Raw genomic sequence first — 26,578 nt, forward strand, 5'->3', positions numbered from 1 at the left:
GCGGGTTGCGATGAAGCGCGGCAGGGGTGCGGCGAACCGCGAAGCCGGGGGCAGCGGTCAGGGGACGAGGATCGTGTCCACCGCGTGCGGCAGGGTTTCAGGATAGTCGAGCGTATAATGAAGGCCCCGACTCTCCTTGCGATGCAGCGCGGAGCGGACGATCAGGTCGGCGGTCTGGAGTAGGTTGCGCAACTCGATCAGGTCGGGGGTGACGCGGAAATGGCCGTAATGCTCGGCCACCTCGTCGTTCAGCATGCGGATGCGGTTGGCGGCGCGCTGCAACCGCTTGGTGGTGCGCACGATGCCGACATAATTCCACATGAACCGGCGGATCTCCGTCCAGTTCTGCTTGATGACCACTTCCTCGTCCGAATCGGTGACGCGGCTTTCGTCCCAGGTGCGGATCGCCGGCGGCGGCGGCAGGTCCGCCCAGTGCGCGGCGATATGATTGGCCGCCGCCTCGCCGAAGACGAAACATTCGAGCAGCGAGTTGGAGGCGAGGCGATTGGCGCCGTGCAGCCCGGACTGGGTGCATTCGCCCACCGCATACAGGCCGGGCAGATCGGTATGCCCGTCCCGGTCCACGACGATGCCGCCGCAGGTATAATGCTGCGCCGGCACGACGGGGATCGGTCCGGTCGTCATGTCGATGCCGAGGCCGCCAAGCTTTTCCTGGATGTTGGGGAAGTGCGCGCGGATGAAATCGGCCGGCATGTGGCTGATGTCGAGATGGACGTAATCCAGGCCGTCACGCTTGATCTCGGCATCGATCGCGCGGGCGACGACGTCGCGGGGGGCCAGTTCGGCGCGGGGGTCGACATCGGGCATGAAGCGGCGGCCGGTGCGCGGGTTGCACAGCCGCCCGCCTTCGCCGCGCACCGCCTCGGTGATCAGGAAGTTCTTGACCTCCAGATTGTAGAGGCAGGTCGGGTGGAACTGCATGAATTCCATGTTGGAGACGCGGGCGCCCGCCCTCCAGGCCATGGCGATGCCGTCGCCGGTCGCCCCGCGCGGCGCGGTGGAGAACAGATAGGTGCGGCCCGCGCCGCCCGTCGCCAATATGGTCGCGCGTGCGGTGTGCAGCCCGACGCGGCCGGTGCGGCGATCGACCGCATAGACGCCCCACACGTTGCCGGCGCCCGAATAGCGCATCTCGTGCCGGCTGGTGGCGAGGTCGATCGCGACCTGATCGGGGATCAGGGTGATGTTGGGATGCGCCTCCGCCGCCTTTTGCAACGCCTCCTGCACCGCCCAGCCGGTGGCATCGGCGACATGGACGATGCGGCGGTGCGAATGCCCGCCCTCGCGGGTCAGGTGCAGCGTGCCGCCTTCCTCGGCAAAGGGGACGCCCAGCTTTTGCAGGCGCTCGATCGCGGCGGGGGCGCCCTCCACGACGAATTCGACGATGCTGCGGTCGTTCAACCCGGCGCCGGCGACCATCGTGTCCTCGACATGGTTGTCAAAGGTGTCGCCCGGCTCCAGCACCGCCGCGATCCCCCCTTGCGCCCAAGCGGTGGAGCCTTCGTTCAGGGCGCCCTTGGCGAGCACGGTGACGTGGAAGCGTTCCGCGAGGTTGAGCGCGGCGGTCAACCCGGCCGCGCCCGACCCCACGATCAGGATGTCGCTCGTCGATGCGGAACCGGTCACGTCGGGCAATCTCCGGCAAGGCCTAAAGCGCGTCGGATGGCAGGCGGGGCGCGCGGGCGCAAGGGACGTGGAACAACAGCGCCCGTCCCTTCGTCCCGCCCCCGGAGCATTTGGAGAATGACATGGATCTGGAGATTGCGGGGCGCATCGCACTGGTGACGGGCGCAGACAGCGGCATCGGGCTGGAGACGGCGCGGATGCTGCTGGAGGCGGGGTGCCGTGTCGCGATCACCGACAAGACGCATGAGCCGCTGGAACAGGCGCGCAGCATGCTGGCGAGCCACGGCGAGGTGATCGCGGTGACGGCGGACGTGACCGACACGATCGACGTGTCGCGGCTCTTCGCCTCGGTCTACCGCCAGCTTGGCAATCCCGACATCCTGGTGAACGCGGCCGGGGTGACGGGTGCGACCGGCGACTTCCTGTCGGTGGACGAGCGCGGCTGGCTGGAAACGCTGGACATCAACCTGCTGGGTGCGGTGCGCATGTGCCGCGCGGCGATCCCGGGGATGCGCGGCAAGGGCTGGGGCCGGATCGTGATGCTGGCGTCCGAGGACGGCGTGCAGCCCTATGTCGACGAACTGCCCTATTGCGCGTCGAAGGCGGGCATCCTGTCGCTCTCCAAGGGCTTGTCCAAGGCCTATGGCCGGGACAACATCCTGGTGAACGCGGTGTCGCCGGCATTCATCGCCACGCCGATGACCGATGCGATGATGGACGAACGCGCCAGGAAGCGCCGCACCACGCGCGAGGAGGCGATCGAGAGCTTCCTGAAGGAAGAACGCCCCGGCATGGTGCGCGGACGGCGCGGCAAGCCCGAAGAGGTGGCGGCGATGATCGCCTTTCTGTGTTCGGAACGGGCAGGGTTCATCACCGGCGCGAACATGCGGGTGGATGCGGGGTCGGTGATGACGATTTGAGGGATGTTTACCCTCTCCCCGCCGGGGAGAGGGTAGGGGCCCGCTGCCGGAAGGCAGTGGGAAGGGTGAGGGGTTACCTAGTAGCGCAGCACTGCTGGTCTGCCCCTCACCCTCCCACCGCTTCGCGGCGGGCCCCTCCCTCTCCCCGTAGGGGAGAGGGCTCTAGGCCACCGAGCGGGTCAGGCTGAGGAAGACGTCTTCGAGGTCGGCTTCCTTGGTCGAGACGTCGACGATGCCGTAGCCTTCGCGGGTGACGGCGGCGAGGACCTCGCCGGCGTTGACCCGGTCCTTGGCGTAGGTGATCTCCAGCGTGCGCGTGCCCTTCAGCACGATCTTGCCGAAGCAGGCATTGTCGGGGACCGCCGCGACGTCACGGTCGACGGTGACCGCGACGATCTTCTCCTGCGCCTTGCCGACCAGTTCGCGGGTCGGCTCGTTGGCGACGAGGCGACCGTGATTGATGATCGCGATGCGGTCGCACAGTTCCTCGGCCTCTTCGAGATAATGGGTGGTCAGCACCACGGTGACGCCGCCGCGGTTCAGTTCGCGGACATAGGCCCAGAGTTGCTGGCGCAGCTCGATGTCGACGCCCGCGGTGGGCTCGTCCAGCACCAGCACCGGGGGCGTGTGGACCATCGCCTTGGCGACCATCAGGCGGCGCTTCATGCCGCCGGACAGAGTGCGCGCATAGGCGTTGGCCTTGTCCTCCAAATGCACCGCGCGCAGCAATTCCATCGAGCGGCGCTTCGCTTTCGGGACGCCGTAGAGCCCGGCCTGGATTTCCAGCGTCTCGATGGGGGTGAAGAAGGGGTCGAACAGGATCTCCTGGTTGACGATGCCGATCGACGCCTTGGCGTTGCGCGGATGCGCGTCGATGTCGAAGCCCCAGATGCTGGCATGACCCTCGGTCTTGTTGACCAGCCCGGCCAGGATGTTGATCAGCGTGGACTTGCCCGCGCCATTGGGGCCGAGCAGGCCGAAGATCTGGCCGCGCGGCACATCGAAGCTGACCCCGTCCAGCGCGCGCTTGCCGCCCGCATAGGTTTTGCACAATCCGTCGATCGAGATGGCCGCTTGCGTCATGGCAATCGCGATAGGCGTCTGTGCGGCCACCAACAACCGGGAATTGAACAGAAGGTCCGTGCCTGCTAATCGCGGGTCCATCATGTTGCCGCCGCCCGAAACCACCCGCGTCTCGCACGCCCGCGTCGCCTGTGACGGCGCCACCGACATTGCCGGCGGAGCCGCGCTCGGCCATCCGCGCGTCTGGCTCCAGATCGACGAGACCGGCTATGTCGATTGCGGCTATTGCGACCGGCGCTTCATCCTGATCGGCGGACCCGCCGACGGGGCCGCCCAGTCGCAGCTGCGCGATCACGGGGATGGCGCGGGCCGCTGATCGGCGGGGCCATTTACCTGTACCCACCGTGCCCTATATCAAGGGCATGACGCTTGCCCCCGATCCCCGCTCGTTCCTGTACCGCGACACGCTCGATCCCGACACCGCCCGGCGCCTGACCGCGGCGGCGCTGGCGCGCGCCGACGATGGCGAGCTGTTCCTGCAATATAAGCGGTCGGAAGCCTTCGGCTTCGACGACGGCCGGCTAAAGACCGCCAGCTACGACACGCATTCGGGCTTTGGCCTGCGCGCGGTGTCGGGCGAGATGACCGCCTTTGCCCATGCCAATGAGATGAGCGAGGCGGCGATCCGCCGCGCGGCGGAGACGATGGCGCTGATCGATCCGTCGGGTGCCGCGCCTGCGGCGCCGCCGCAGGGGACCAACCGGCATCTTTATACTGCCGCCGATCCGCTCGACCTCGTCCCCTTCGCCGACAAGGTGAACCTGTGCCAGACGATCGATGCCGCCGCGCGCGCCCGCGATCCCCGCGTGGTGCAGGTGTCGGTCGGCCTGTCAGGAACGTGGAACGTGGTTGAGATCGTCCGCGCCGACGGCTTCCTCGCCACCGATGTGCGGCCGCTGGTGCGGCTCAACGTCTCGGTGGTGGTGGAGCAGAATGGCCGGCGCGAAAGCGGCAATTTCGGTATGGGGGGTCGCTATCTCTACGACCGGCTGATGGCGCCCGAGACATGGAACCGCGCGATCGACGAGGCGCTGGCGCAGGCGCTGGTGAACCTCGACGCGGTGGCCGCGCCGGCGGGCGAGATGACCGTGCTGCTCGGGCCGGGCTGGCCGGGCGTGCTGCTGCACGAGGCGATCGGCCACGGGCTGGAGGGCGATTTCAACCGCAAGGGCACCTCGGCCTTTTCGGGTCGGATCGGCGAGCGGGTCGCGGCGCCGGGCGTAACGGTGGTGGACGACGGGTCGATCCAGGATCGCCGGGGCTCGCTGTCGATCGATGACGAGGGGACGCCGACCGCCGAGACCATCCTGATCGAGGACGGCATCCTGAAGGGCTATATGCAGGACCGGCTCAACGCACGGTTGATGGGGGTGGCACCCACCGGCAACGGACGGCGCGAGAGCTTCGCGCATGCGCCGATGCCGCGGATGACCAACACCTTCATGAAGGCCGGCCGCGACGATCCGGCCGAGCTGCTGTCGCGCGTCAAGTCCGGCATCTTCGCCAAGAGTTTCGGCGGCGGGCAGGTCGATATCGTGTCGGGCAAGTTCGTGTTTTCCTGCACCGAGGCGTATCGGATCGAGAATGGCAGGCTGGGCGCGCCGATCAAGGGCGCGACGCTGATCGGTGACGGCCCGACCGTGCTGACCAAGGTGGCGGGCATCGGCGACGACTTCGCGCTGGACGAGGGCATCGGCATGTGCGGCAAGGGCGGACAGTCGGTGCCCGCGGGCGTGGGCCAGCCGACGCTGCTGGTGAACGGGCTGACGGTGGGCGGGACCGCGGTTTAAGGCGTGCTCAGACGCCGTTGATCAGCATGTCCAAGGCCCTGCCGATGGCGTATTCCTGCTCGATCAGTGTTCCAGCCGGCTTGCGAAGCAGGTGAGCCGGGATAGCGGCGGCAAAATGCGTTTGCATCACATGCTCGTGTCCGTGGACGGTAAAGACCGGGTTCAGTCGCCGGTCTTCGCCCCGCACGCCTTCATAAGGAAGCAGCGGCACGACGAAGCGGCTGTTGAGACCGGATAGAAGGTCGGATTGGCAATCGATCCAATATCCGCCGTCGGGTGCCGGATACAGGTCGAACTTCGCCATCAGAAAAGGCGATATTTGGCGAGCGGCAGGCCATTGGCCTCGACCCAGGCATTATTTGCCTCGATCCAATCCCGATGCTCGGCCTGCCATTGTTCGGCGCGTGCCGCCGCGGTCGCGGTACGGAGCGCATATTCGCTGACCGTCGCCAGATCGATGCCGCATTCCCGCGCCGCTGCTACGACACCTGTGTCCAGCGAAAGGCTGACCGGTTCGCGTTTCCCCGATGGTACGGGATCGTGCTTCATGCGTTCAGCCTATGCACGCGACCTTTGCGCGTCAACGGAGCAGCCTTTTCCATGAGCCTCGTCGAACTCGGCCGTTATGATCGCAACGAGGCGCATATCCTGGTGGCGCGGCTGGAGAGCGAGGGCATTCCGGCACTGGCCTTCGATGGTGGCGCCAGCATCGCGGACGGATCGTGGCTGCTGATCCCGGTGCGGGTGATGGTGGACGAGGATGATCTGGATGCGGCGCGCGGGATCGTCGACGCTGCCTGATTTTCGGGCATGGCCGGATCGGTGCCTAAATAAGTTACCGGGATCGGTGGCCCGTTCCCCTCAAACCCCGGCGGGCCCTTACGAAATGTAACTGGCACACCCCTTGCAAAGTTGCCGGACGGGTAACCGAAAAGGGGGTGCGATGAAGCTGGTCATTGCCATCATCAAGCCGTTCAAGCTGGACGAGGTGCGCGAAGCGCTGACCGTTCTGGGCGTGGCGGGGATGACGGTCACCGAGGTCAAGGGATTCGGGCGGCAGAAGGGCCAGACCGAAATCTATCGCGGGGCCGAGTACAGCACCAACATGGTGCCCAAGATCAAGATCGAGGTGGTGTGCGCCACCGATCTGGCCGACCGCGTCGTGGAATCGATCCAGGCGGCGGCAAACACCGGCGCGATCGGCGACGGCAAGATCTTCGTACTCGATGTGGGTCAGGCGGTGCGCATTCGTACCGGCGAGACCGACGATACCGCGTTGTGAGGGGGGACCGTATGAACCGAGCGATTCGTACCGCGGCGGGGCTGGGGCTGGGGGCGGCGCTGTTCGCCGCGTTGCCGGCCGTGGCGCAGGAGGCGGCGTTGCAGGCGCCGCCGGCCGCGCCCGCCGGGGTGGTGAACAAGGGCGATACCGCGTGGATGATGACGTCCACGGTACTGGTGCTGATGATGATCCTGCCGGGGCTGGCGCTGTTCTATGGCGGCCTGACGCGGGCCAAGAACATGCTGTCCACCATGACGCAGATCGGCGCGGTGGCGTGCCTCGCGATGCTGTTGTGGGTGATGTACGGCTATTCGCTGACCTTCGGGCCCGACCTGTCGGGCGGCGCGTCGAACTTCATCGCCGGTTTCGGCAAGGCGTTCCTGTCGGGCGTGACGCCCGCCAGCCAGGCCGCGACCTTTACCGCCGGCGTCGAGATCCCGGAATATGTCTTTGTCGCGTTCCAGATGACCTTTGCCGCGATCACCATCGCGCTGGTGCTGGGTTCGGTGGTCGAGCGGATGAAGTTTTCCGCGGTGATGGTGTTCGCTGCGGTGTGGCTGACCATCGTCTACTTCCCCGTCGCGCACATGGTGTGGGCGGCATCCGGCCTGTTCTTCAAGGCGGGAGCGCTGGATTTCGCGGGCGGCACGGTGGTGCACATCAATGCCGGAGTCTCCGCGCTCGTCGCCTCGATCATCCTGGGCAAGCGCATGGGCTATCCAACCACGCCGATGCCGCCGCACTCGCTGACGCTGACCGGCGTTGGCACCGGCCTGCTGTGGGTGGGCTGGTTCGGCTTTAATGCCGGCTCCGCGCTGGAGGCCAACGGGTCGGCGGCGCTGGCGATGATCAACACCTTTGTCGCCACCGCATCGGGCGCGCTGTTCTGGATGCTCGCCGAGCGGCTGCACGGCCACAAGGGGTCGGCGCTCGGCTTCTGCTCGGGCATCGTCGCCGGGCTGGTCGCGGTGACGCCGGCGGCGGGCAATTCCGGCCCGTTCGGCGCGATCGTGCTGGGCGCGGTGGCCAGCGTCATCTGCTTCTACATGGTGTCGGTGGTAAAGCCTCGGCTGGGCTATGACGACTCGCTGGACGCCTTCGGTGTCCACGGCGTCGGCGGCATGGTCGGCGCGATCGGCACGGGCATCGTCTATGCCCCTTCGCTCGGCGGACCGGGTGCGGCCGACTACGCGATGGGCGCCAAGCTGCTCGTCCAGCTCGGCGCGGTGGCGACCACGATCGTCTGGGCGACGATCGGCACGGTTGTCGCCATGTTCGTCGCCAAGGCGGTCACCGGCCTGCGTGTCTCCAGGGAAGTCGAGCAGGAAGGCCTCGACCTCGGTGAGCACGGCGAGCGCGCTTACAATTAAGAGATCGGGGGCGGACCGGCAGAGCCCGCCCCCCACGATGTTCCTCCTGCGGACGACCTGGCCCGGTGCGGTGACGCACCGGGTCTTTTTTGTCATGTCCATTTGGAAACTCGCGAAAGGGCGAGTTTCGAGGCGGCGCCGGCCCGCTCCCCCACCCGGCCACCCACAGAGTATCCTTGATGGGTGGTCGGGTGGGGGAGCGGGCCGGCGCCGCAAAACGTGCCACAGCACGTTTTAAAACAAACGCTCAGCGTCCCTGGATCGCCTTCTTGGCAGTGGAGCGTTCGCCCGCGCCGATGCGGCCGTCGCGATTGGCGTCATAGGCCTGAAAGGTGGCAGCGAGCAGCGCCTGTGCTTCCTTTTCGGTCACCTTGCCGTCCTTGTTGGCGTCTGCCGCGGCGAACCATTTGGTCGCCAGCCGGTCGGCATGCGCCTTGTCGAACTTCTTGTTGGCAGCCCCCATGCGGGCGATGCGCGCGGTAACCTCCGCCTTGCTCCACACGCCGTCCTTGTTGGTATCGGTCGCCTTGAACTCGCGCGAGAATTTGGCGGCGGCGGTGGCCTGCGTCTCCTGCGCGGCGGCGGGCAGGGCAAGCGTGCCGGCAACAGCGGCGGCGAGAAGGGCGAAACGGGGCATGGGGTGGTCAACTCCTGATGGCTTTTGGGCACGGTCGCTAGGACCTGCGGCTTGTATGCCCAATGAATGGCGCCGCACCCGGTTGCACGGCACCGCGCTTGCGCATAGGGGCGCGACCAAAGCCCTTATCCATCCAAGGACCCCCGCATGAGCGAAGATATCAAGCGCGTCGTTCTCGCCTATTCCGGCGGCCTCGACACCAGCGTCATCCTGAAGTGGCTGCAACAGCATTATGGCTGCGAGGTGGTGACCTTCACCGCCGATCTCGGCCAGGGCGAGGAACTGGAGCCGGCGCGCGCCAAGGCCGAGCTGATGGGCATCAAGCCCGAGCACATCTTCATCGACGACCTGCGCGAAGAGTTCGTGCGCGATTACGTCTTCCCGATGATGCGCGCCAATGCGGTCTATGAGGGGACGTACCTGCTCGGCACCTCGATCGCGCGGCCGCTGATCGCCAAGCGCCAGATCGAGATCGCCCGGCAGGTCGGTGCGGACGCGGTCAGCCACGGCGCGACCGGCAAGGGCAACGACCAGGTCCGTTTCGAACTGGGCTATTACGCGCTCAATCCCGACATCAAGGTCATCGCACCGTGGCGCGAATGGGACCTGACCAGCCGCACCAAGCTGATCGAGTTCGCCGAGGCGCATCAGATCCCGGTATCCAAGGACAAGCGCGGCGAGGCGCCGTTCTCGACCGACGCGAACCTGCTGCACACCTCGTCCGAGGGCAAGGTGCTGGAGGACCCGTGGGACGAGGTGCCCGATTATGTCTATTCGCGCACGGTGAACCCCGAGGACGCGCCCGACGCACCGGAGACGATCACCATCGATTTCGAGCGCGGCGACGGCGTCGCGCTGAACGGCGAGGGGATGAGCCCGGCGACGCTGCTCGCCAAGCTGAACGATCTGGGCCGCAAGCACGGCATCGGCCGGCTCGACCTGGTCGAGAACCGCTTCGTCGGTATGAAGAGCCGCGGCATGTACGAAACGCCGGGCGGCACCATCTATGCGATGGCGCACCGGGGCATCGAGCAGATCACGCTGGATCGCGGTGCCGCGCACCTGAAGGACGAACTGGCGCCGCGCTATGCCGAGCTGGTCTATAACGGCTTCTGGTTCTCGCCCGAGCGCGAGATGCTGCAGGCCGCGGTCGACCACAGCCAGACCAAGGTGACGGGCACCGTCCGCCTGAAGCTGTACAAGGGCTCGTGCATCGTCACCGGCCGCAAGTCGCCCTATTCGCTGTACAGCGAGAAGGTGGTGACGTTCGAGGACGACCAGGGCGCCTACGACCAGCGCGATGCGGCCGGCTTCATCAAGCTGAACGCGCTGCGCCTGCGCCTGCTCGGTCGGCGGGACCGCTGATCCAAGCTCTGGTATGAAAACTCGCGGAAGTGCGAGTTTTGAAGCGGTGCCGGCCCACTCCCCACCCGACCGCCCACAGAGTATCCTTGATGGGCGGCCAGGTGGGGGAGTGACGGGTCGATCATGCCCCCGGCATGATCTGAACAGCGCTGGGCGCTGTTCACCCGGCACTAGCCGGCACCGCAAAACGTGCCTTTGGGCACGTTTTCGAACAGACTCCAACTCGCGTTTAACCATCCCGGCCTTATGAGTGGTGCAATGACCACGCTGGGCACGGGATGGCGGCGGGACGCGCTGCTGGCGGTATTGCTGGCGGCCGTCCTGACCGCGGCATGGACGCTGCGCGACGCGACCGCGCTGGCGGCGATGCGGCTGCCCGATACCGACGACCTGATGCGCCTCGTCCAGATCCGCGACTGGCTGGGCGGGCAGCGCTTTGCCGATCTGACGCAGCACCGGCTGGGGTTCGACGGCGTGCCGATGCACTGGACGCGCCTTGCCGATCTGGGGCCGGCGGCGATCATCCTGCTCATCTCGCCACTGGCCGGCGTCGCCATCGCCGAGCGGATCGCGGTGGTGGCATGGCCCGCCCTGTTGTTCGCGGGTGTGCTGTTCGTGATGGCGCGGGCGGCGCGCGACGTGGGCGGGAACAGGATCGCGCCGGTCGCGATGCTGCTTGCCGCGCTCGCCCATCCGGCCACCACATATTTCGCCCCGGGGCGGATCGATCATCACGGGTTGCAGATGCTGTTGTGGCTGATCGCGGTCGCGGGGCTGCTGGGGCCGGATCGCCTGCTGTACGGCGCGCTGATCGGCGGGGCGTCGGCGGCCAGCCTGGTGGTCGGGATGGAAACCGCACCGCTGCTCGCGCTGCTCGCCGCCATCCTTCTGGCGGAGGCGGCGTGGAGCGGGCGGCGCGACCGGCTGGTCGGCTATGGCGGCGGACTGGCGTTCGGGCTGGTCGCCGCGCGGTGCTTTGCACCGAACTTCTGGTTCTACCCGGCGTGCGACGGCTTTACCGCCAATGCCTGGGTGGCGAGCGTGATCGGGGCCGCGGCGGTGTTTGCCGGGGCGGGCGCCACGGCTTTGCGCGACCGGCGCCATCGGCTGGCGGCGATCGCCGTCGTGGCCGCGCTGGCTGCATGGGCGGTGTGGCGGCTGACGCCGGCCTGCCTGTCGCCCTATGGCGCGCTCGACCCGCTATTGGTGCGCGTCTGGCTGTCGCAGGTGGCGGAGGCACGGCCGCTGCTGGCGACGCCGGCGGTGGCGATCGGCTATGGCGGACTCCTGGTCGCAGGCGTGCTGGCGGCGGTCCATGCCGTGCGTGGCGAGCGGACACGGGGCTGGATCATCATCCTCGTGCTGCTGGTCGGTGCACTGGGCCTGGCGATGGTGCAGGCGCGGGCGGCCAATGGCGGGGCGCTGCTCGCCTGCCTGCCGCTGGCGCGGATCGTCGTACTGGCGCGGACGCGCGGGGGATGGCGGATGGCGGGGGCGTGGCTGGGGTCGGCGGGGATCGTCTATGCACTGATCGCCCAGATGACGGTGCCGGCGACGGCCGCATCGGCGCCGGGCGGAACCGCCGACATGGGCTGCACGCCGCCGGCGATGCTGGCGCGGCAACCGGCGGGGCTGGTGCTGGCGCCGGTGGATGCCGGCGCGATGCTGATCGCGCATACGCCGCACCGGGTGCTTGCCGCGCCCTATCACCGCGCGGGCGAGGCGATCCTGGCGAGCTACCGCTTCTACCGCCTGCCGCCGCCGGCGGCGCGGCGCATGGCCGAACGTCTGGGTGTCCGCTACGTGCTGGCCTGTGCCGCGATGCCCTATCGGCAAGTGCCGGGCAGCATGGCGGCGGCATTGCAGCAGGGCCGGGCGCCGTTGACCGGCATCGCGCGCGTGGGCACGACCACCGTGTACCGGGTGACGCCTTGAGCGCAGGCTGGTGGCGGTCGCGAACCTTTGTCGCGCTTTGCGTGATGCTGTCCGTGGTGCCACTGCTGTGGCCGGCGATCCCGCCGCTGACCGACCTGCCCGGCCATATCGGGCGCTACCGCATCCTGAGCGAAGCGGGGCAGGGGCCGCTGGCGGCGCATTTCGGGGTGCGCTGGGCGGTGATCGGCAATCTGGGCATCGACCTGATCGTGCTGGCGCTGCACCCGCTGCTCGATGTCGAGCCGGCGGCGAAGCTGGCGGTGATGGCGATCCCGGCGCTGGGCGTCGCAGGCCTGTTGTGGCTGGCGCGCGAGGCGCATGGCCGCATCCCGCCGACCGCGGCGTTCGCGCTGCCGCTGGTCTATGGCTGGTCGTTCCAGCTGGGTTTCGTGAACTTCTGTCTGGCGCAGTCGCTGGTCTTTCTGGGGCTGGCGGCGTGGCTGTATCTGGCGCGGACGCGGGCCAGCTGGGTGCGGATCGCGGCGTTCGCCGCCTTCGCGCCGATCGTCTGGCTGTGTCACAGCTTCGGCTGGGCGATGCTGGGGCTGTTCACCGGCATGCTGGAATGGCGGCGCCGCGTGGAAGCGGGGGAGCGCGCGGTGCCCGCCCTGCTGCGCGCGGGCGCGGCCGTTGCACCGATGGCGAGCCCGGTGCTGCTGATGCTGCACGGCCATGCGGATGCGCTGGCGGGGGATACCGGCGACTGGTTCGACTGGGGCGCCAAGCTGCAATGGGTCGTCGCGCTGTTCCGCGAACGCTGGAAGCCATGGGACATTGGCGGGCTGCTGGTGATGGTGGCGCTGTTCTACGTCGCTGCCCGGTCACCGCGGCTGCGCTTCGCCGGGCTGCTCGGCTGGCCGGCGCTGGCGGGGCTGGCGACCTTTATCCTGTTGCCGCGGCTGTTCCAGGGCGGCGCCTATGTCGACATGCGGATGCTGGCGCCGTCGGTGGCGCTGGCGATCCTGTCGATCGCACCGCGCGAGGGTGAGGCGATGCTGGCGGCGCGGCTGGCCGGGCTCGCGATGCTGTTCTTCGTCGCGCGGATCGCCGTCACCACGCTCGCCTTCGTGCAGGTTTCGCAGGCGCAGGCCACAGCACTCAGGGCGGTACGCATGCTGCCGGTGGGCGCGGCGGTGCTGACGCTGGTGAACGAACCGCCGGCGTCTCTGTGGGGCAACGACCGGCTGACCCATATCGCCGGGATCGCCATCGCCCGGCGACGCATCTTCACCAACCAGCAATGGGCATTGGCCGGGCAACAGCTCGTCCATCCGCGCCACCCGCGCGCCGCACCCTTCGACCGCGATCCCTCGCACATCGTCTATCCTCCCGGACTGGTCGCGGGGGCGACCGACTTCGACACGGCGATCCGGACCTTTGACCGGTGCAGTTTCGCTCTGGTCTGGACGATCGGTTTTCCGCCCGGCCGGGCCCAAGCCGCTGATCTTTCGGTCGCCTGGAGTGACGGCGCGTCTGCGATCTACCGCGTTCGCGAAAGCCGATGCTTGTCGCGGAGCCCGTCCGTCCGCTAGGCACGGGTCGATGAACGGGGGTACGCTTCACTGGTGGCAGACGCGGTGGTTCGTGGCGGCGATGGCGTTGCTCGCCGCGGTGCCGCTGCTCTGGCCCGATATCGCGCCGCTGGTCGACCTGCCGGGGCATATGGGGCGCTACCGCGTCCAACTCGAAATCGGTCGCCAGCCCTGGCTGAACCAGTGGTATGATTTCCGCTGGCAGGTGATCGGCAATCTCGGCATCGATCTGCTGATCGTGCCGCTGGCGCCGCTGATCGGACTGGAGCCGGCGGTCAAGCTGATCGTGCTGACCATCCCGGTGTTGACCGTGACGGGGCTGCTGTGGATCGCGCGGGAGGTGCATGGCCGCATCCCCGCCACCGCGCTGTTCGCGCTGCCGCTGGCCTATAGCTACCCCTTCCAGTTCGGCTTCGTGAACTTCGCGCTGTCGATGGCGTGGGCGCTCAACCTGTTCGCCCTGTGGCTGCGGCTGGGGCGCTATGACCGCGTGGCCCTTCGCACCGCGATCTTCGTGCCGTTGTCGTGCATCCTGTGGGTATGCCACACCTTTGGCTGGGGCGTGCTGGGCGTGCTGGCCTTTTCCGGCGAGCTGATCCGCCAGCGTGACCGTGGGCATGGCTGGGTCCATGCCTTCTGGCGGGCCGGCATCGGGTGCATTCCGCTGGCGCTGCCGATGGTGATGATGGTGCTGTGGCGATCGGGCGATCACGTCACCGGGCAAACCGCGGACTGGTTCAACTGGCGGTGGAAGATCAACTGGGTGCAGATGGTGCTGCGCGACCGGTGGATGGCGTTCGACCTCGCCTCCGTCACCGTCATGTTCCTGATCCTGCTGAAGGGCGTGCGCGACGAGCGGATCGAATATTCGCGCAACCTCGCGCTGTCGGCGCTGTTCCTGGCGGCGGTCTACATCCTGTTGCCGCGCATCGTGTTCGGGTCCGCCTATGCCGATATGCGCCTTGCCCCCTATGTGCTGGCGATCGCGCTGATCGGGCTGCGTCCCAAGCGCGGGCTGTCGTTCCGGGGAGCGGCGACCTTTGCCGCGCTGGGGCTGGCGTTCTTTGGCGTGCGGATCGCCGCGGGCACCTACAGCAACTGGCTGTACGACCGCGATTACGACCGGACGCTGGCGGCGCTGGATCACATTCCGGAGCGTGCCCGCCTCGTGACGTTCGTGGGGCGGCGCTGCATCGACGACTGGGAATCCTCGCGGCTGGAGCATGTCGCCGGCCTCGCGCTGGAACGCAAGCTGGCCTATGCCAACGATCAATGGTCGATGGCGGGCGGGCAGTTGCTGACCGTCAACTACCGCGCGGCGGGCCGTTTCGCGCATGATCCGTCCGAGATCGTCACCGGCCGGCGTTGCCGCGGGCAATGGTGGCGGCCGATCAGCACCGCGCTGAAACTGTTGCCCCGCGACGCGTTCGACTATGTCTGGATGGTCAAGCCGCCTGCCTATGACCCGGCCCTGACCAGGGGCATGACGCCGATCTGGCGCGATGGCAGCAGCGTGCTGTTCCGCATCGACGACCGCCGCCCGATCATCTCGCCCGAAGAATATGAGCGGCTGACGCGTCCGATCCGGCGGCCGCCACCTGCGGAGCCCAGCCGGATCGCGATCTGACGGGGGTGGGCCGCAAGGCATCCGTTGGGGTCGAGTAGCTGTCGGGCAGTGGCAAGCCACGTATCGCGCGACATGTTGGCGTGTGGGACGGTACCTCGATACGAGCTCTCGATACGCTCCTGCGGAGCTACTCGATCTCTACTCGGCACGAACGGATCGAGGGAGGATTCTCCGGTTCATCCCTCGCGCCGGAACGGCGTCAGTTCGTCCAGATACTCCGCCTCCGCCGCCACCGCGTCGCGCTCCATGGTCAGGAAGTCGGCAACCGCGCGGCGAAACGAGGCGTTGGGGATGTAATGCGCCGAATAGGTCGGCACCGGGGCATAGCCGCGCGCCAGCTTGTGTTCACCCTGCGCACCGGCTTCCACCGTCTTCAGCCCGCGTGCGATGGCGGCGTCGATCGCCTGGTAATAGCAAAGCTCGAAATGGAGGAACGGCACCTCCTCCACCGCGCCCCAATAGCGACCGTACAGCGTGTCGCCGCCGATCAGGTTCAGCGCACCCGCGATCGGGTGGCCGTCGCGCTCGGCCAGGATCAGCAGCACACGGTCGCCCATCGTCTCGCTCAGCCGCGCGAAAAAGGCGCGGGTGAGATAGGGGCGGCCCCATTTGCGGCCGCCCGTATCCTGATAGAAGGTCCAGAACGCGTCCCAGTGTCGGGGTGTGATCTCCGCGCCGGTCAGGTGGCGGATCGTCAGCCCCTCGACCGCGGCGGCGCGCTCCTTGCGGATCGCCTTGCGCTTGCGGCTGGCGAGGGCGCCGAGAAAATCGTCGAACGACGCGTACCCGTCATTGGTCCAGTGGAATTGCGTGCCGTGGCGGATCAGCCAGCCGGCCGCCTCGAACAAGGGCACCTGATCGGGCGCGACAAAGGTGACATGGCCGGAGGATAGCCCGTTGCCGTCCACCACGCTTTCCAGCGCGTCGATCAGGGCCGACCCGAGCGCAGGATCGCGCAACAGCAGACGAGGGCCGGGCACGGGCGAGAAGGGGGCGGCGACCTGAAGCTTGGGATAATAGTCCCCGCCGGCGCGCTCCCAGGCATCCGCCCAGGCATGATCGAAGACATATTCGCCCTGGCTGTGCGCCTTGGCATAGGCGGGGGCGACCGCCGCCGGGCGACCGTCGGCGCCGTCGATGACGATGGGCAGGGGTTGCCAGCCGGTGCGGCCACCGACGCTGCCCGATGTTTCCAGCGCGGCAAGAAAGGCGTGGCCGACGAACGGATTGCCGTCGCCCGCGCAAGCATCCCAATCGGCGGCGGGGATGCTCGCCACGCCATCGGCGAGGCGCGCGGTGATCGCCGTCAAGCCGGCCGTCCTTCGCACTCGGTCATGACACCGATATGCGAAGGGCGATCCGGCTGCGCAAGATCAGCCGATCTGGACGATCGCGTCGACCTCGACCGCGGCGCCGAGCGGCAGCACCGGCACCCCGACCGCGGAGCGGGCATGCTTGCCCGCCTCGCCGAACACGTCGGCCATCAGCTCGGACGCGCCATTGGCGACCTTGGGCTGGTCGGTGAAGGTCGCCGCGGAGTTCACAAACACGCCCAGCTTCACGATGCGGGTGACGCGCGACAGGTCGCCGACATGCTTCCTGATCTGCGCGAGCAGCATCAGCCCGCACAGGCGCGCGGCCTCCGTGCCGTCCTCCAGCGCGACGTCCTCGCCCAGCCGGCCGGTGACGAGGTGACCGTCCTTGAACGGCAACTGGCCGGAAATGTGGAGCAGCCCGCCCGCCTCGACGACGGGAACATAGGCGGCGACGGGGGCGGCAGCCTCGGGAAGGGTGATGCCCAGTTCTTCCAGGCGGCGGTCGATATGCGTGGTCATGGGTGCGGGTTGTGTATTGGGGGCGGCGCCTGGGTCAAGGATTTGGTTCACGCGAAGACGCGAAGAAGGTTTGTTCGCGCGGAGGCGCGGAGAGTTGGCTTGTGGCATCCTCCCGAGCCGCCAGCGGCGGCTCATGCTTGGAAAGCCTTACGATGGAAGGTCTCGCTGGCGCGAGGCGGGGCCATATACGCAACTCTCCGCGCCTCCGCGCGAACCCCCTTCTTCTTCTTCGCGTCTTCGCGTGAACTCAAACAGCCGCCTGACCCGTCGCGAATCGCTCGCCGATCCACACCACCGCCTCGCGCCAGTCATCGATTCGCGCATGGGCGTCCGGCGCCGGCGGGACGTGCGACGCCATTTCGGGCTCGGAGATCATGTGCAGCCGGTGCACGCCCGGCGCGTGTTTCGCGACGGAGGCGTGATGCACCGCGAGATCGTCGACGAAGACGGTGACCGGGTTGCCATGTTCGGCCACCAGCCGCGCAACGGGTTCGCCCTTGCCACCGGTGTTGCACTGGACACGGTGGTCGATGCCGAAGGCGGACAGCTGGGCCAGGCGCGGCGCCTGGCATTCGTCCTGCAGGTTGGTCAGGATGACGATGTCGGCCTGCTCCGCCAGCGTCGCCAGCGCCTCGGCGGCGTGGGGCACCAGTGTCTGGCGGTGCATTTCGCCGGGGAAGAAGCCGCCGAGCAACTGCCACATCTCGGCCTGGGACGGCGGGGCGCTGCCGTCGCGGCGGGTCATCGCGGTGGCGAAGTCATGATGGCCGACGGCGAAGTCGATCGCGTGATGCTCGCCCAGCCAGTCGCGGAAATGGCGCACCATGTGGAGCAATACTTCATCGCAGTCGCAGATCAGTAGCGGTTTCATCGGAACTCCAGCAGGGTCAGCGCGCGGGCCAATGCTTCCGGGCGTATGTCCAGCGCATCGGCACAGGCGATCAGGTCGGGTTCGTGCGCGGCAAGGAAGCCGAGCACGGCCGCTAGCACCGCCCGCTCGCCCGCGCGGGCGCGCAGGTCGGCGGGTGTCAGCCCGGTCGTGGCGAGCAGGCGTTCGGCCCGCTCCTGCTGCCCGAGCGTCCAGACGAGGGCATGGAGCGCCAGCGCCTCTGCGTCATCGATTGTGTCGGGTTCGGCCATTGCCTATCACCCCATTTTGGAAAGGACTCGAGGACCCGCGTGGCAAGAAAGGTGCTCGTTGTCGAGGACAACGAACTCAATCTGAAGCTGTTCTGCGACCTGCTGCGCGCGCACGACTTCGTGGCGGAGCCGGTACGCGACGGGCGCGAGGCGGTGGCGCGCGCGCGCGCGGTGCGGCCCGACCTGATCATCATGGACATCCAGATGCCGCATGTCACCGGCTACGACCTGATCCTGGAATTGAAGGCGGACGAGGATCTGCGCCGGATCCCGGTGATGGCCGTCACCGCCTATGCCGGCCGCGAGGACGAGGAACGCATTCGCGCGGCGGGCGCGGATGCCTATGTGTCCAAGCCGATCAGCCTGGCGAGGTTCATCGATGCGGTAACGGCGCTGCTGTAGGACCGGCGCCGCAGGCTGCCTTGCCCACGACGGTTGAGGTATGGTCTCGAATAAAACGAGCCCCGGACGGTGCGGCAGGCAAAACCTCTTTGCGTCTTCGCGTCTTCGCGTGAGCACAATCTTCGAACCGACATCCACTTGGTGAATGCCGGCCATGATGTTCACGCGAAGCCGCGAAGACGCAAAGAGGGCGCGCGGGCGGGGAAGCCTTGGATCACAATGACGGCGATCTTGGCGGGATTTCGCTGATGCGAAAGGCTTTGCGCCCGCGTGCCTTCAATCCTCCCCGCGGCGTCCCTTGAAGCCTTGCGCGACGACGAACCATTCCACCGACCCCTTGCGGCTGGAGGGCGGCTTGGCGTGCTTCACCGTGGCGAAATGGCGCTTCATCTCGGCGACGAACTGCGAATCGGCGCCGCCGGCGAACACCTTGGCGACAAAGGCGCCACCGGGTGCCAGCACGTCCTGCACGAAGGCGAAGGCGGTTTCCACCAGGCCCATGGTGCGCAGCGCATCGGTCTGCGGATGGCCGACGGTGTTCGCCGCCATGTCCGACAGGATCAGGTCGGGCGCGCCGCGCAGCGCCTCCATCAGCCGGTCGGGTGCGGCATCGTCCATGAAATCCATCTGGAAGATCTCGACGCCGTCGATCGGGTCGACGGGCAGCAGGTCGATGCCCACTACCCTGGCGCCCGGCACCTTGCGGCGCACCACCTGCGTCCAGCCGCCGGGCGCGATGCCCAGGTCGATGACGCGCTTCGATCCTTTCAGCAGCCCGAAGCGCTCGTCCAGCTCGATCAGCTTGTAGGCGGCGCGGCTGCGATACCCCTCCGCCTTGGCGCGGCGGACATAGGGGTCGTTCAACTGCCGCTCCAGCCAGCGGGTCGATTGCGCGGTGCGGCCACGCGCGGTGCGCACCCGCTGGCGCAGGCCGTTGTCGCCGCGACTCATGCGCGCGCGCTCTGGGGCGGGGGGCTGCCCATCAGGCGGCGCAATATGCCCTCGCGAATGCCGCGATCGGCGATCCCCAGCCGTTCGGCCGGCCACAAATCCATGATCGTCTCCAGAATGGCGCAGCCGGCCACCACCAGGTCCGCGCGCTCGGTGCCGATGCACGGCACCTTGGCGCGCTGGCCAAGCGACTGGCGCGAAAGCTGCGCGCTGATGGTGCGCATCGCGGCGGCGGGCACGATCAGCCCGTCCACCGCGGCGCGGTCATATTGGCTGAGGCCCAGATGGACGCTGCCCAGCGTCGTCACCGTGCCGCTGGTACCCAGCAGGCGGGGATTGCGCAGGTTGCGCGGCAGGCGGCTCGCGAAGCCTGCGAAACTGTCCGCCACCAGCGCGCGCATCCGCGCATAGGCCGCCAGCCGTCCGTCCTCGCCCTCGCCGCCGCCGGCGCTTTCGGTCAGCGAAACGACGCCCCAGGGCGCCGAATGCCAGTCGAGCACCTTGGGCACGGGGCTGCGCGTATCGACCAGCACGAGTTCGGTCGAGCCGCCGCCGATGTCGAAGACCAGCGCGGGATCCTCGCCCGGTTCGATCAGCGCATGGCAGCCGAGCACGGCCAGCCGCGCCTCCTCCTCGGCGGAAATGATGTCGAGATGGATGCCGGTTTCCTCCAGTGCACGGGCGATGAAGGCAGGGCCGTTCGACGCGCGCCGGCACGCCTCGGTCGCGACCGAGCGCGCCAGCGTGACATTGCGGCGCTTCAGCTTGTCGGCGCAGACGCGCAGGGCCGCGATCGTCCGTTCGATCGCGGCGTCCGACAACTGGCCGCTGGTCGCCAGTCCCTCACCCAGCCGCACGATTCGCGAAAAGGCATCGACGACGGCAAAGCCGCCGCCCTGTGGCCGCGCGATCAGCAGCCGGCAATTATTGGTCCCCAGGTCCAGCGCGGCAAAGGCCTGCGCATCCGACCACCGCCCTCGGGCGGGGCGGGTCGGGGCCGAACGGGCAGGCGGCTTGGCCTGCCGGTACGGCCTTCGGGCGGAAACATCCCCCATCGCCGTATCTCACTTTTTCTGTTCTGCCGTCGCGGGCATGATCGCCCGTCCGGTGCTTGGCATGGAACGTAGCGTGTCCCCCCGCTCCGACAAGACGATGCCATGCATGAAGCTGTTGACAGTCCACCCCCGCCAGCCTAGAGGCACGCGCCTGTCGTTGCCCCGTCGTCTAAAGGTAAGACTACGGACTCTGACTCCGTCAATTGAGGTTCGAATCCTCACGGGGCATCCAGACACATCCATCCACCTGCCGCATTGCCGACACGGATCGCAGGATTCGCGCAGGCGGCGTGGTGCCTTTTCGCATGTCGCGCGTTTCGGGGTGATGAGGCGAGCTTCCGCACGTCCTCAACGCCCCGCTCAGGCTTGTGTCACTACGGATTGAGCGGGGCGTCCCCCCGTTTCCGGGTCAGAAGCGCGACCAGTCATCCTCTTCCACGGCCAAGGCCGCCGCGCCGATCCGGATACGCCGCGCCGGAGCGGATGCGACGCGGCTCTGCAGGGCATGGACCGGGCTGGCCGGCGCTTGTGCCGGCGGCGTCTCGCCGATCCGGAAGCGGGCGATATGCTGCATCAGCAATTCGGTCTCGCCGGCCAGGCTGCGGGCGGCGGCGGTGGCTTCCTCCACCATCGCGGCGTTCTGCTGGGTCACGCCGTCCATGTCGCTCACCGCGGTGCTGATCTGGCGCAGGCCCGACGCCTGCTGCCCGGTGGCGACGCGGATCGAGGATACGAGCGTGCCGACCTCCGCGATCCGCGTGGCAATGCGGCCGAGCGCGGCGCCGGTTTCGCCAACAAGGCCGACGCCCGCCTCGACCTGTTCGGAGCTGGCCTGGATGCGTGCCTTCACGTCCTTGGCCGCTTCCGCGGAGCGCTGGGCGAGCGCGCGGACCTCGGAGGCGACGACGGCGAACCCCTTGCCCGCATCGCCGGCCCGCGCCGCCTCCACCCCGGCGTTGAGCGCCAGCAGATTGGTCTGGAAGGCGATGCCGTCGATGACGCTGATGATCTCGACGATCTCGCTGGACGACCGCTCGATGCCGCCCATCGCCTCCACTGTGCGGCGCACGATCTCGCCGGACTGCTCGGCTTCGGCACTGGCCTGCTCGACGCTTTCATGGGCGTGCGCGGCATCGTCCGCGGTGCGGCCGACGGTGGCGGTGATCTCCGCCATCGCCGCGGCCGTTTCCTCCAGGCTGGCGGCCTGTTGTTCGGTGCGCTGCGACAGGTCGCCCGAGGCATGACGTATCTCGCTGGAGCCATGGGCGATGCTGCCCGCCGCGCTGCCGACCTGGGTCATGGTCGCCTGAAGCGCGGCGAGCGCGGTGTTGAAATCATCCTTCAGCTTGGCAAACGGGCCGGCGAGGTCGGCATCCACCCGCGACACCAGATCGCCCCGCGCCAGGCCGGCCAGCCGCTCGCCGATGCTGGCGACGATCAGGGCTTCCTGATCCTGCTTCGCCCGCTCGGCACCCGCCAGCTGATCGCGGAAGGTCGCCATGGCGCGGGCCATCTGGCCCACCTCGTCCGCGCGATCGACCTGCGGCACCGTCAGGTCGGTGCGCCCTGCGGCCAGCGTTTCCATCGTCTCGCGCAACTGGTGCAGGGGTGCCACGACGCTGCGCCGCGTGATGACGAGGCCGGCAGCAAGGCCGGCGATCGCGAGCAGCGCGGTGGCGACGAGCAGGACGAGGCGCGACCGGGCGGCCTGCACATCGGCCGCGGCGCGCAGCGTGGTCACCTGTTCGCCAAGCGCGTCGATCTGCGCCTCGGCAATGGTCGATGCGGTGCGCTCGACGGGGCGTACCTCCAGGCGAAACGCCTGGAACGCGCCCGCCCGGTCACCGGCATCGGCGCGGGCCGCGACGCGCGCGAGATCGCCGACAAGCGCGCGTTGCCGGGCGAAATAGGCTTCCGGAATCGCGGCGGCGCGCAGTTCCGCCTCCTGCGCATCCAGTTGCGCGACCAGCGCGTCGCGGCGCTTTTCGAAACGGCCGCGGATCGCGGCCAGCTCGCTGGCATCGGGTTCGGTGACGAGGTTCAGGGCATCGCGTTGCAGCGCACGGCCGAGCGAACGCTGCTCCGCCAGCGCGAGCATCCGGTCCTGCGCGTCGCGGGCGGCGTCGTTGGCACGTGACACCTGCCGCTGCCCGTGCAGCATGACGCCGGCCAGCAGCATCAGCAGCGCCAGCGACACCACCAGTGGCGCCATCAACCTGGCGGTGACACTGCGCTGTAACATTTCCACCCGACTTTCCCGTAGCTTGATCTGGGGCAAGCTATGGAAGGTGCGGCGTTAGCGAACCGCTAACGAAGGGGAAGCGGCGGCCGGCTGCAACGTCTCGTCGGCAAGCGGCGTGGCCGGCACCCGGAACACGCCGCGGGCCGCCAGCCGGTCGCCGGGCCGCCGCCGCGCGGTCCACATCGCCAGCCAGGGGGCGAGCAACAGGCCGATGGTGACCGGCGACAACCACCAGCCCAGCGTCGGGCGCAGCAACGACACCGCGACCAGCACCAGCCCGATCCCCAGATGCCAGCGATAGCGGGGAAGCGCGTCCGCCAGCGCCAGGCCGTCGCGCACCCGGCTTTGCGGGGCCCAGCCCGACTTCCTGCCGCGCAGGATGGCGATCAGGTCGATGGTCTGGGTGAGTGCGATGACCGGGGCGGTGAGGATCGACAAGGGCACATCCAGCGCGACCGATTTCAGGATGCCGCCTGCGCCACCATAGCTGGCCCGGCGTTCCCGGTTCGCCATCGCCCAGATCACGCTCATCAGCTTGGGGCCGAACAGTAGCGCCAGCGTCGTCACCAGCACCTGTGCGGAGGTGGCCGCCCGCACCGACCCGCCGCCTTCCGACAGGTCGAGCGCGATCGAGGTGGCGATCAGGATCAGCCAGGCCGGCGAGGTGAGATAGGCCGAGGCACCGATCAGGAGTTGCAGCCGGCTGATCCAGTGGAAGCCCGAGCTGCCGAGGACGCCCAGATGCTGGATATTGCCCTGCGCCCAGCGCCGGTCGCGCACCGCCTGATCGATCAGGGTGGGGGGATATTCCTCGAACGTGTCCTCCACCATGATCATGTGGACGCGCCAGCCACGGCGGCGCAGCAGGGCGGCCTCCACCATGTCGTGGCTCATGATCGTGCCGCCGAACGGGGGGTTGCCGGGGAGTTCGGGGAGGCCGCAGGACGAGGCGAAGGCCGAGGTGCGGATCAGGGCGTTGTGTCCCCAGAAGGTCGCCTCCGAGCCGGACCACCAGACGAGGCCGGCGGTGGAGATGGGGCCGTACAGGCGGCTGGCGAACTGCATCCAGCGCTGGAACAGCGTGGTGGCGCCGATCACCATCGGCACGGTCTGGATCAGGCCAATGGAGGGGCGCTGTTCCATGATCTGCGCCATCGCCACCATGGTGTCGCCGCCCATCAGGCTGTCCGCGTCGAGCATCATCATATGGTCGAAGGCACCGCCATGCGCGCGGATCCATTCGGCCACGTTGCCGGGCTTGCGACCGGTATTTTCGGTACGGCGGCGATAGTAAAGCGGCACGCGCAGGCGCGGGGCGAGGGTGGCCCAGGCGGCGCGCTCCTCCGCTTCCGCCGCTTCGCCCGAATCGCTGAGCACGAAGATGGCGAAATGATCGCCCTGGCCGGTCCGCTCCAGCATCGCACCCATGCGCGCGATCCGGTCGAACACCGCGTCCACATCCTCGTTATGCACCGGGATCAGTACCGCGGTGCAGCCGGTAAGGGGGGCATCGGTGCGGGGGGCGCGGGTGGTGCCGGGATGTGCGCCCGACATGAGCAGCCAGAAGCCGACCGCGGCGGTGACGAAGCCGAAGGCGATCCAGGCGAACAGCGGGAAGAACAGCAGGAGGAGGAGCGCGTCGCCGATGCTGAATCCGTCGGAGAGCAGCGATTCCTCGACCGATCCCGCCGCGGCGGTGGCCAGCAGGCCGGTGACCAGCACCAGCAGCACGCGGCGCACCAGAATGTCCTCGGGTGCGATCGCCAGTCCCGGCCGGGGCAGCGGCGCGGTGATCGGCGGCGGCGCACCGTCGAACCGCTGGACGGGCATGTCCAGCGGCGCCGGTGGCGGCATGATCGGCGGAAGCGCGGCGGCGCTGCTCACGGCAGGAAGACGGGGAACAGCACCGTCTCGCTCAGCGCAGTGTTGCCGCGCTTCAGGAACAGGCGGACATCGGCGGGGCCGCTCCCCTCCGGCGCGATATCGGCGGTGACACGCCAGCGATTGGCCTGACCGACGACCGGATAGGCCGCGCTGGTCAGCAGCCGGCCGCGCGTCACGCCGATTTCCGCCGAAACGCCGCTTTGCCGATCGAGCCCGGCAAGACCCGCGCCGACAAAGTCGACGACCAGCTTGCGTGCGCCCGGCGTCGGCTCGGCACCCGGGCGACCGGCGTCACCGGTCCAGCTATCCACCGCATGCGCCGTGGTGGGCAGCGACGGGTCCTGCGATCCCCAGCGCAGCCGATAGTCGAAGGCGAGACGCTGCCCGGCCTTGGGCGCGGCGGCCGGCGTCCAGAAGGCGACGATGTTGTCCACCGTCTCGCTGCCCGTCGGGAAGGCATAGAGCATCACCTGCCCCTTGCCCCATCCCTGGCCGGGTTCGACCCACAGGTTCGGCCGGCGATCGTAAAAGGCGCCGTCATCCTGGTAATGATCGAAGTCGCGGTCGCGCTGGATCAGGCCGAAGCCCTTGGGGTTCTGGTCGGCGAAGCTGTCCAGCGTTTCGCGCGGCGGGTTGGTCAGCGGGCGCCAGATGCGCTCGCCCGCGCCCGTCCAGATGGCGAGGCCGTCGGAGTCGTGGATCTCGGGCCGCCAGTCCCTGGCGGCGGCGCGGTTGCCCTCGCCATACCAGAACATGCTGGTGGCCGGCGCGATCCCCAGCCGGCGGACGTCGCGGCGGAAGAACAGCACCGCGGACACCTGCTGCACCGTGCCGCCCGACACACCCGGTGTGAAGGCGGTGGCGAAGCGGTACGCGCCGGTGACGCTGGGGCCATCGAGCAGCGCGTGGATCAGATAGGATTGCTCGCCGGTCCGCTCGATCCAGAATTCGGTGAAGGCGGGAAACTCCTCGGCGCCGGCGATGCCGGTATCGATCGCCAGCCCGCGTGCGGACAGGCCATATTGATCCTGCGCGCCCGACGCGCGGAAATAGGATGCGCCCTGAAAGGCGATCCAGTCGCTCCTGCCGTCCTTTGTCACCGCGCGGAAACCGGCGATGCCGAGCGCGGGGGCATGACCCGCCTCCGCCTCGAACAGGTCGGGGGAGAAGGTGAGGGGGCGGGCCTGTCCGCCTTCGACGATGTTGATGCCGACCGGCGTGGGGGCGTAGCGGCCGAGCGGGAACAGGCGGATGCCGCCCGCCAGTTGCTGATCCGCACGGTAGCGAATCGCGCCGACCCGGTCGTAATCCACCGCCTCGGCCGCCGCGACCTTGGGCACGGCACGGTAGGGCTGGCGCGACAAGGCCTGGGCGCGTTGTTGCAGCGCAGCCCAGTCGAAGGGCTTCGGCGCGCCCAGCGCGGCGGCACCCTGCGACAGCGCTGCGCGAGGCAGCAGCCCCAGTGCGACGGCACCCGCCAGCATCGCACGCCTTGTCGGATCGATCATGTCACCTCCCGGCCATTCGAGCCGCCGTCATGCGCGGCGACCCGGGTCAAGGCACGTCTTTCGCGCCGAGTTCATGCTGCAACGCGGCGATCGGAGAAGGGTTTCGTTTCACCGGCGTGATGGGACGGCTGAACGGTCCTCATCCCTAATACCGTATAATATATTTGACAGGTCGTTTCTATCGGAGGATGTTCGCAATATAAAAACAAGGGGGCTATCGATGCGTAAGAAGATGTCTTGGGCTGGCGGGTCGGCAATCGCATTTATCGCCATGGGAATGCTACCTAGTGGCGCCAGCGCACAGGAGGCAGCCCCGCTCCCATCGCAAGATGCGCAGGTCGAGGCATGTAAGACCGACCCCAACAATCCGGCC

25 protein-coding genes and 1 tRNA gene are annotated in these 26,578 nt (G+C 68.2%); 12 read left to right on the plus strand and 14 right to left on the minus strand.

Translation table 11 applies throughout. The features are described 5' to 3' along the window. Window positions 1-57: 57 nt before the first annotated feature. On the minus strand, window positions 58-1,647 hold the full coding sequence (gene nadB / locus NPJ82_RS01180) for an L-aspartate oxidase (protein WP_342658071.1): 1,590 nt from the start codon (window positions 1,645-1,647) through the stop codon (window positions 58-60). Window positions 1,648-1,769: 122 nt separating this feature from the next. On the opposite strand from nadB, the gene NPJ82_RS01185 reads away from it, so the two are divergent. Beyond that, the gene (locus NPJ82_RS01185) at window positions 1,770-2,567 is read left to right on the plus strand and encodes an SDR family oxidoreductase (protein WP_112383745.1); all 798 of its coding nucleotides are present in this window, start codon (window positions 1,770-1,772) and stop codon (window positions 2,565-2,567) included. 162 nt (window positions 2,568-2,729) lie between these two features. Here the strand turns inward: NPJ82_RS01185 and NPJ82_RS01190 are convergent, their stop codons facing one another. Continuing rightward, on the minus strand, window positions 2,730-3,650 hold the full coding sequence (locus NPJ82_RS01190) for an ABC transporter ATP-binding protein (RefSeq protein WP_342658072.1): 921 nt from the start codon (window positions 3,648-3,650) through the stop codon (window positions 2,730-2,732). Window positions 3,651-3,732: 82 nt separating this feature from the next. Between NPJ82_RS01190 and NPJ82_RS01195 the strand changes: the two genes are divergently transcribed. Then, window positions 3,733-3,966 carry a zinc-finger domain-containing protein gene (locus NPJ82_RS01195; protein WP_342658073.1) on the plus strand — a complete coding sequence of 78 codons (234 nt, stop codon included), beginning with the start codon at window positions 3,733-3,735 and terminating at the stop codon, window positions 3,964-3,966. A 46-nt stretch (window positions 3,967-4,012) separates the two neighbouring features. After that, on the plus strand, window positions 4,013-5,440 hold the full coding sequence (gene tldD / locus NPJ82_RS01200; protein ID WP_149682688.1) for a metalloprotease TldD: 1,428 nt from the start codon (window positions 4,013-4,015) through the stop codon (window positions 5,438-5,440). Window positions 5,441-5,447: 7 nt separating this feature from the next. On the opposite strand, the gene NPJ82_RS01205 is transcribed toward tldD, so the two are convergent. Then, window positions 5,448-5,744: a CcdB family protein gene (locus NPJ82_RS01205; protein WP_342658074.1), complete on the minus strand. Its 297-nt coding sequence runs from the start codon at window positions 5,742-5,744 to the stop codon at window positions 5,448-5,450. Beyond that, window positions 5,744-5,989, minus strand: a complete 246-nt coding sequence (locus NPJ82_RS01210; RefSeq protein ID WP_342658075.1) for a type II toxin-antitoxin system CcdA family antitoxin — start codon at window positions 5,987-5,989, stop codon at window positions 5,744-5,746. The genes NPJ82_RS01205 and NPJ82_RS01210 overlap by 1 nt, the downstream gene beginning before the upstream one ends. Window positions 5,990-6,040: 51 nt before the next feature. On the opposite strand from NPJ82_RS01210, the gene NPJ82_RS01215 reads away from it, so the two are divergent. From NPJ82_RS01215 to NPJ82_RS01225, 3 genes are all read left to right on the plus strand, one after another. After that, window positions 6,041-6,241 (plus strand): DUF2007 domain-containing protein, encoded by a 201-nt coding sequence (locus tag NPJ82_RS01215; protein ID WP_112383742.1) that lies wholly within the window; start codon window positions 6,041-6,043, stop codon window positions 6,239-6,241. A 142-nt stretch (window positions 6,242-6,383) separates the two neighbouring features. Next, window positions 6,384-6,722, plus strand: a complete 339-nt coding sequence (locus NPJ82_RS01220) for a P-II family nitrogen regulator (RefSeq protein WP_112383741.1) — start codon at window positions 6,384-6,386, stop codon at window positions 6,720-6,722. An 11-nt stretch (window positions 6,723-6,733) separates the two neighbouring features. Beyond that, a complete protein-coding gene (locus NPJ82_RS01225; protein WP_342658076.1) occupies window positions 6,734-8,092 on the plus strand; it encodes an ammonium transporter in 1,359 nt (452 codons plus the stop codon). Between the two features lie 247 nt (window positions 8,093-8,339). Here the strand turns inward: NPJ82_RS01225 and NPJ82_RS01230 are convergent, their stop codons facing one another. Beyond that, a complete protein-coding gene (locus NPJ82_RS01230; protein ID WP_160146791.1) occupies window positions 8,340-8,729 on the minus strand; it encodes an EF-hand domain-containing protein in 390 nt (129 codons plus the stop codon). 147 nt (window positions 8,730-8,876) lie between these two features. Between NPJ82_RS01230 and NPJ82_RS01235 the strand changes: the two genes are divergently transcribed. From NPJ82_RS01235 to NPJ82_RS01250, 4 genes are all read left to right on the plus strand, one after another. Next, window positions 8,877-10,094 (plus strand): argininosuccinate synthase, encoded by a 1,218-nt coding sequence (locus tag NPJ82_RS01235; protein WP_267347919.1) that lies wholly within the window; start codon window positions 8,877-8,879, stop codon window positions 10,092-10,094. A 258-nt stretch (window positions 10,095-10,352) separates the two neighbouring features. Continuing rightward, entirely contained in the window at window positions 10,353-12,029 is a 1,677-nt protein-coding gene (locus NPJ82_RS01240) for a hypothetical protein (protein WP_342658077.1), read from the plus strand. A gap of 41 nt (window positions 12,030-12,070) precedes the next feature. Continuing rightward, window positions 12,071-13,561 (plus strand): hypothetical protein, encoded by a 1,491-nt coding sequence (locus NPJ82_RS01245; RefSeq protein ID WP_342658078.1) that lies wholly within the window; start codon window positions 12,071-12,073, stop codon window positions 13,559-13,561. A 10-nt stretch (window positions 13,562-13,571) separates the two neighbouring features. Continuing rightward, entirely contained in the window at window positions 13,572-15,188 is a 1,617-nt protein-coding gene (locus NPJ82_RS01250; RefSeq protein WP_149682694.1) for a hypothetical protein, read from the plus strand. A 176-nt stretch (window positions 15,189-15,364) separates the two neighbouring features. Here NPJ82_RS01250 and NPJ82_RS01255 read toward each other — a convergent pair whose 3' ends face one another. From NPJ82_RS01255 to NPJ82_RS01270, 4 genes are all read right to left on the minus strand, one after another. After that, window positions 15,365-16,498 (minus strand): GNAT family N-acetyltransferase, encoded by a 1,134-nt coding sequence (locus tag NPJ82_RS01255; RefSeq protein WP_342658079.1) that lies wholly within the window; start codon window positions 16,496-16,498, stop codon window positions 15,365-15,367. A gap of 63 nt (window positions 16,499-16,561) precedes the next feature. After that, window positions 16,562-17,023: a RidA family protein gene (locus NPJ82_RS01260; protein ID WP_342658080.1), complete on the minus strand. Its 462-nt coding sequence runs from the start codon at window positions 17,021-17,023 to the stop codon at window positions 16,562-16,564. A 247-nt stretch (window positions 17,024-17,270) separates the two neighbouring features. Then, complete coding sequence (locus tag NPJ82_RS01265) at window positions 17,271-17,894, minus strand: HAD family hydrolase (RefSeq protein ID WP_342658081.1); 624 nt, start codon at window positions 17,892-17,894, stop codon at window positions 17,271-17,273. Then, window positions 17,891-18,163: a DUF3572 domain-containing protein gene (locus NPJ82_RS01270; protein WP_342658082.1), complete on the minus strand. Its 273-nt coding sequence runs from the start codon at window positions 18,161-18,163 to the stop codon at window positions 17,891-17,893. The genes NPJ82_RS01265 and NPJ82_RS01270 overlap by 4 nt, the downstream gene beginning before the upstream one ends. 39 nt (window positions 18,164-18,202) lie before the next feature. Here NPJ82_RS01270 and NPJ82_RS01275 point away from each other — a divergent pair, with 39 nt between their 5' ends. Next, window positions 18,203-18,565 carry a response regulator gene (locus NPJ82_RS01275; RefSeq protein ID WP_112383730.1) on the plus strand — a complete coding sequence of 121 codons (363 nt, stop codon included), beginning with the start codon at window positions 18,203-18,205 and terminating at the stop codon, window positions 18,563-18,565. A 276-nt stretch (window positions 18,566-18,841) separates the two neighbouring features. Here the strand turns inward: NPJ82_RS01275 and NPJ82_RS01280 are convergent, their stop codons facing one another. Together NPJ82_RS01280 and NPJ82_RS01285 are read right to left on the minus strand one after the other, a co-directional pair. Continuing rightward, window positions 18,842-19,516 (minus strand): RlmE family RNA methyltransferase, encoded by a 675-nt coding sequence (locus NPJ82_RS01280; RefSeq protein WP_342658083.1) that lies wholly within the window; start codon window positions 19,514-19,516, stop codon window positions 18,842-18,844. Continuing rightward, on the minus strand, window positions 19,513-20,571 hold the full coding sequence (locus NPJ82_RS01285) for a Ppx/GppA phosphatase family protein (protein WP_342658084.1): 1,059 nt from the start codon (window positions 20,569-20,571) through the stop codon (window positions 19,513-19,515). Before NPJ82_RS01285 ends, NPJ82_RS01280 begins: the two co-directional genes overlap by 4 nt. 158 nt (window positions 20,572-20,729) lie before the next feature. On the opposite strand from NPJ82_RS01285, the gene NPJ82_RS01290 reads away from it, so the two are divergent. After that, a tRNA-Gln gene (locus tag NPJ82_RS01290) sits at window positions 20,730-20,803 on the plus strand. 177 nt (window positions 20,804-20,980) lie between these two features. Here NPJ82_RS01290 and NPJ82_RS01295 read toward each other — a convergent pair. Genes NPJ82_RS01295 through NPJ82_RS01305 form a run of 3 tightly spaced genes read right to left on the minus strand, consistent with a single transcriptional unit; the run spans window position 20,981 to window position 26,205 of the window. Further along, window positions 20,981-22,813 (minus strand): methyl-accepting chemotaxis protein, encoded by a 1,833-nt coding sequence (locus NPJ82_RS01295; protein ID WP_342658085.1) that lies wholly within the window; start codon window positions 22,811-22,813, stop codon window positions 20,981-20,983. Between the two features lie 54 nt (window positions 22,814-22,867). Next, window positions 22,868-24,697: a glucans biosynthesis glucosyltransferase MdoH gene (gene mdoH / locus NPJ82_RS01300; RefSeq protein ID WP_342658086.1), complete on the minus strand. Its 1,830-nt coding sequence runs from the start codon at window positions 24,695-24,697 to the stop codon at window positions 22,868-22,870. After that, window positions 24,694-26,205 (minus strand): glucan biosynthesis protein, encoded by a 1,512-nt coding sequence (locus NPJ82_RS01305; protein WP_342658087.1) that lies wholly within the window; start codon window positions 26,203-26,205, stop codon window positions 24,694-24,696. The genes mdoH and NPJ82_RS01305 overlap by 4 nt, the downstream gene beginning before the upstream one ends. Window positions 26,206-26,578: the final 373 nt, after the last annotated feature.

The sequence above is a fragment of the Sphingomonas sp. NY01 genome (genome assembly GCF_038809135.1).
GTDB classification, from domain to species: domain Bacteria; phylum Pseudomonadota; class Alphaproteobacteria; order Sphingomonadales; family Sphingomonadaceae; genus Sphingomonas; species Sphingomonas carotinifaciens.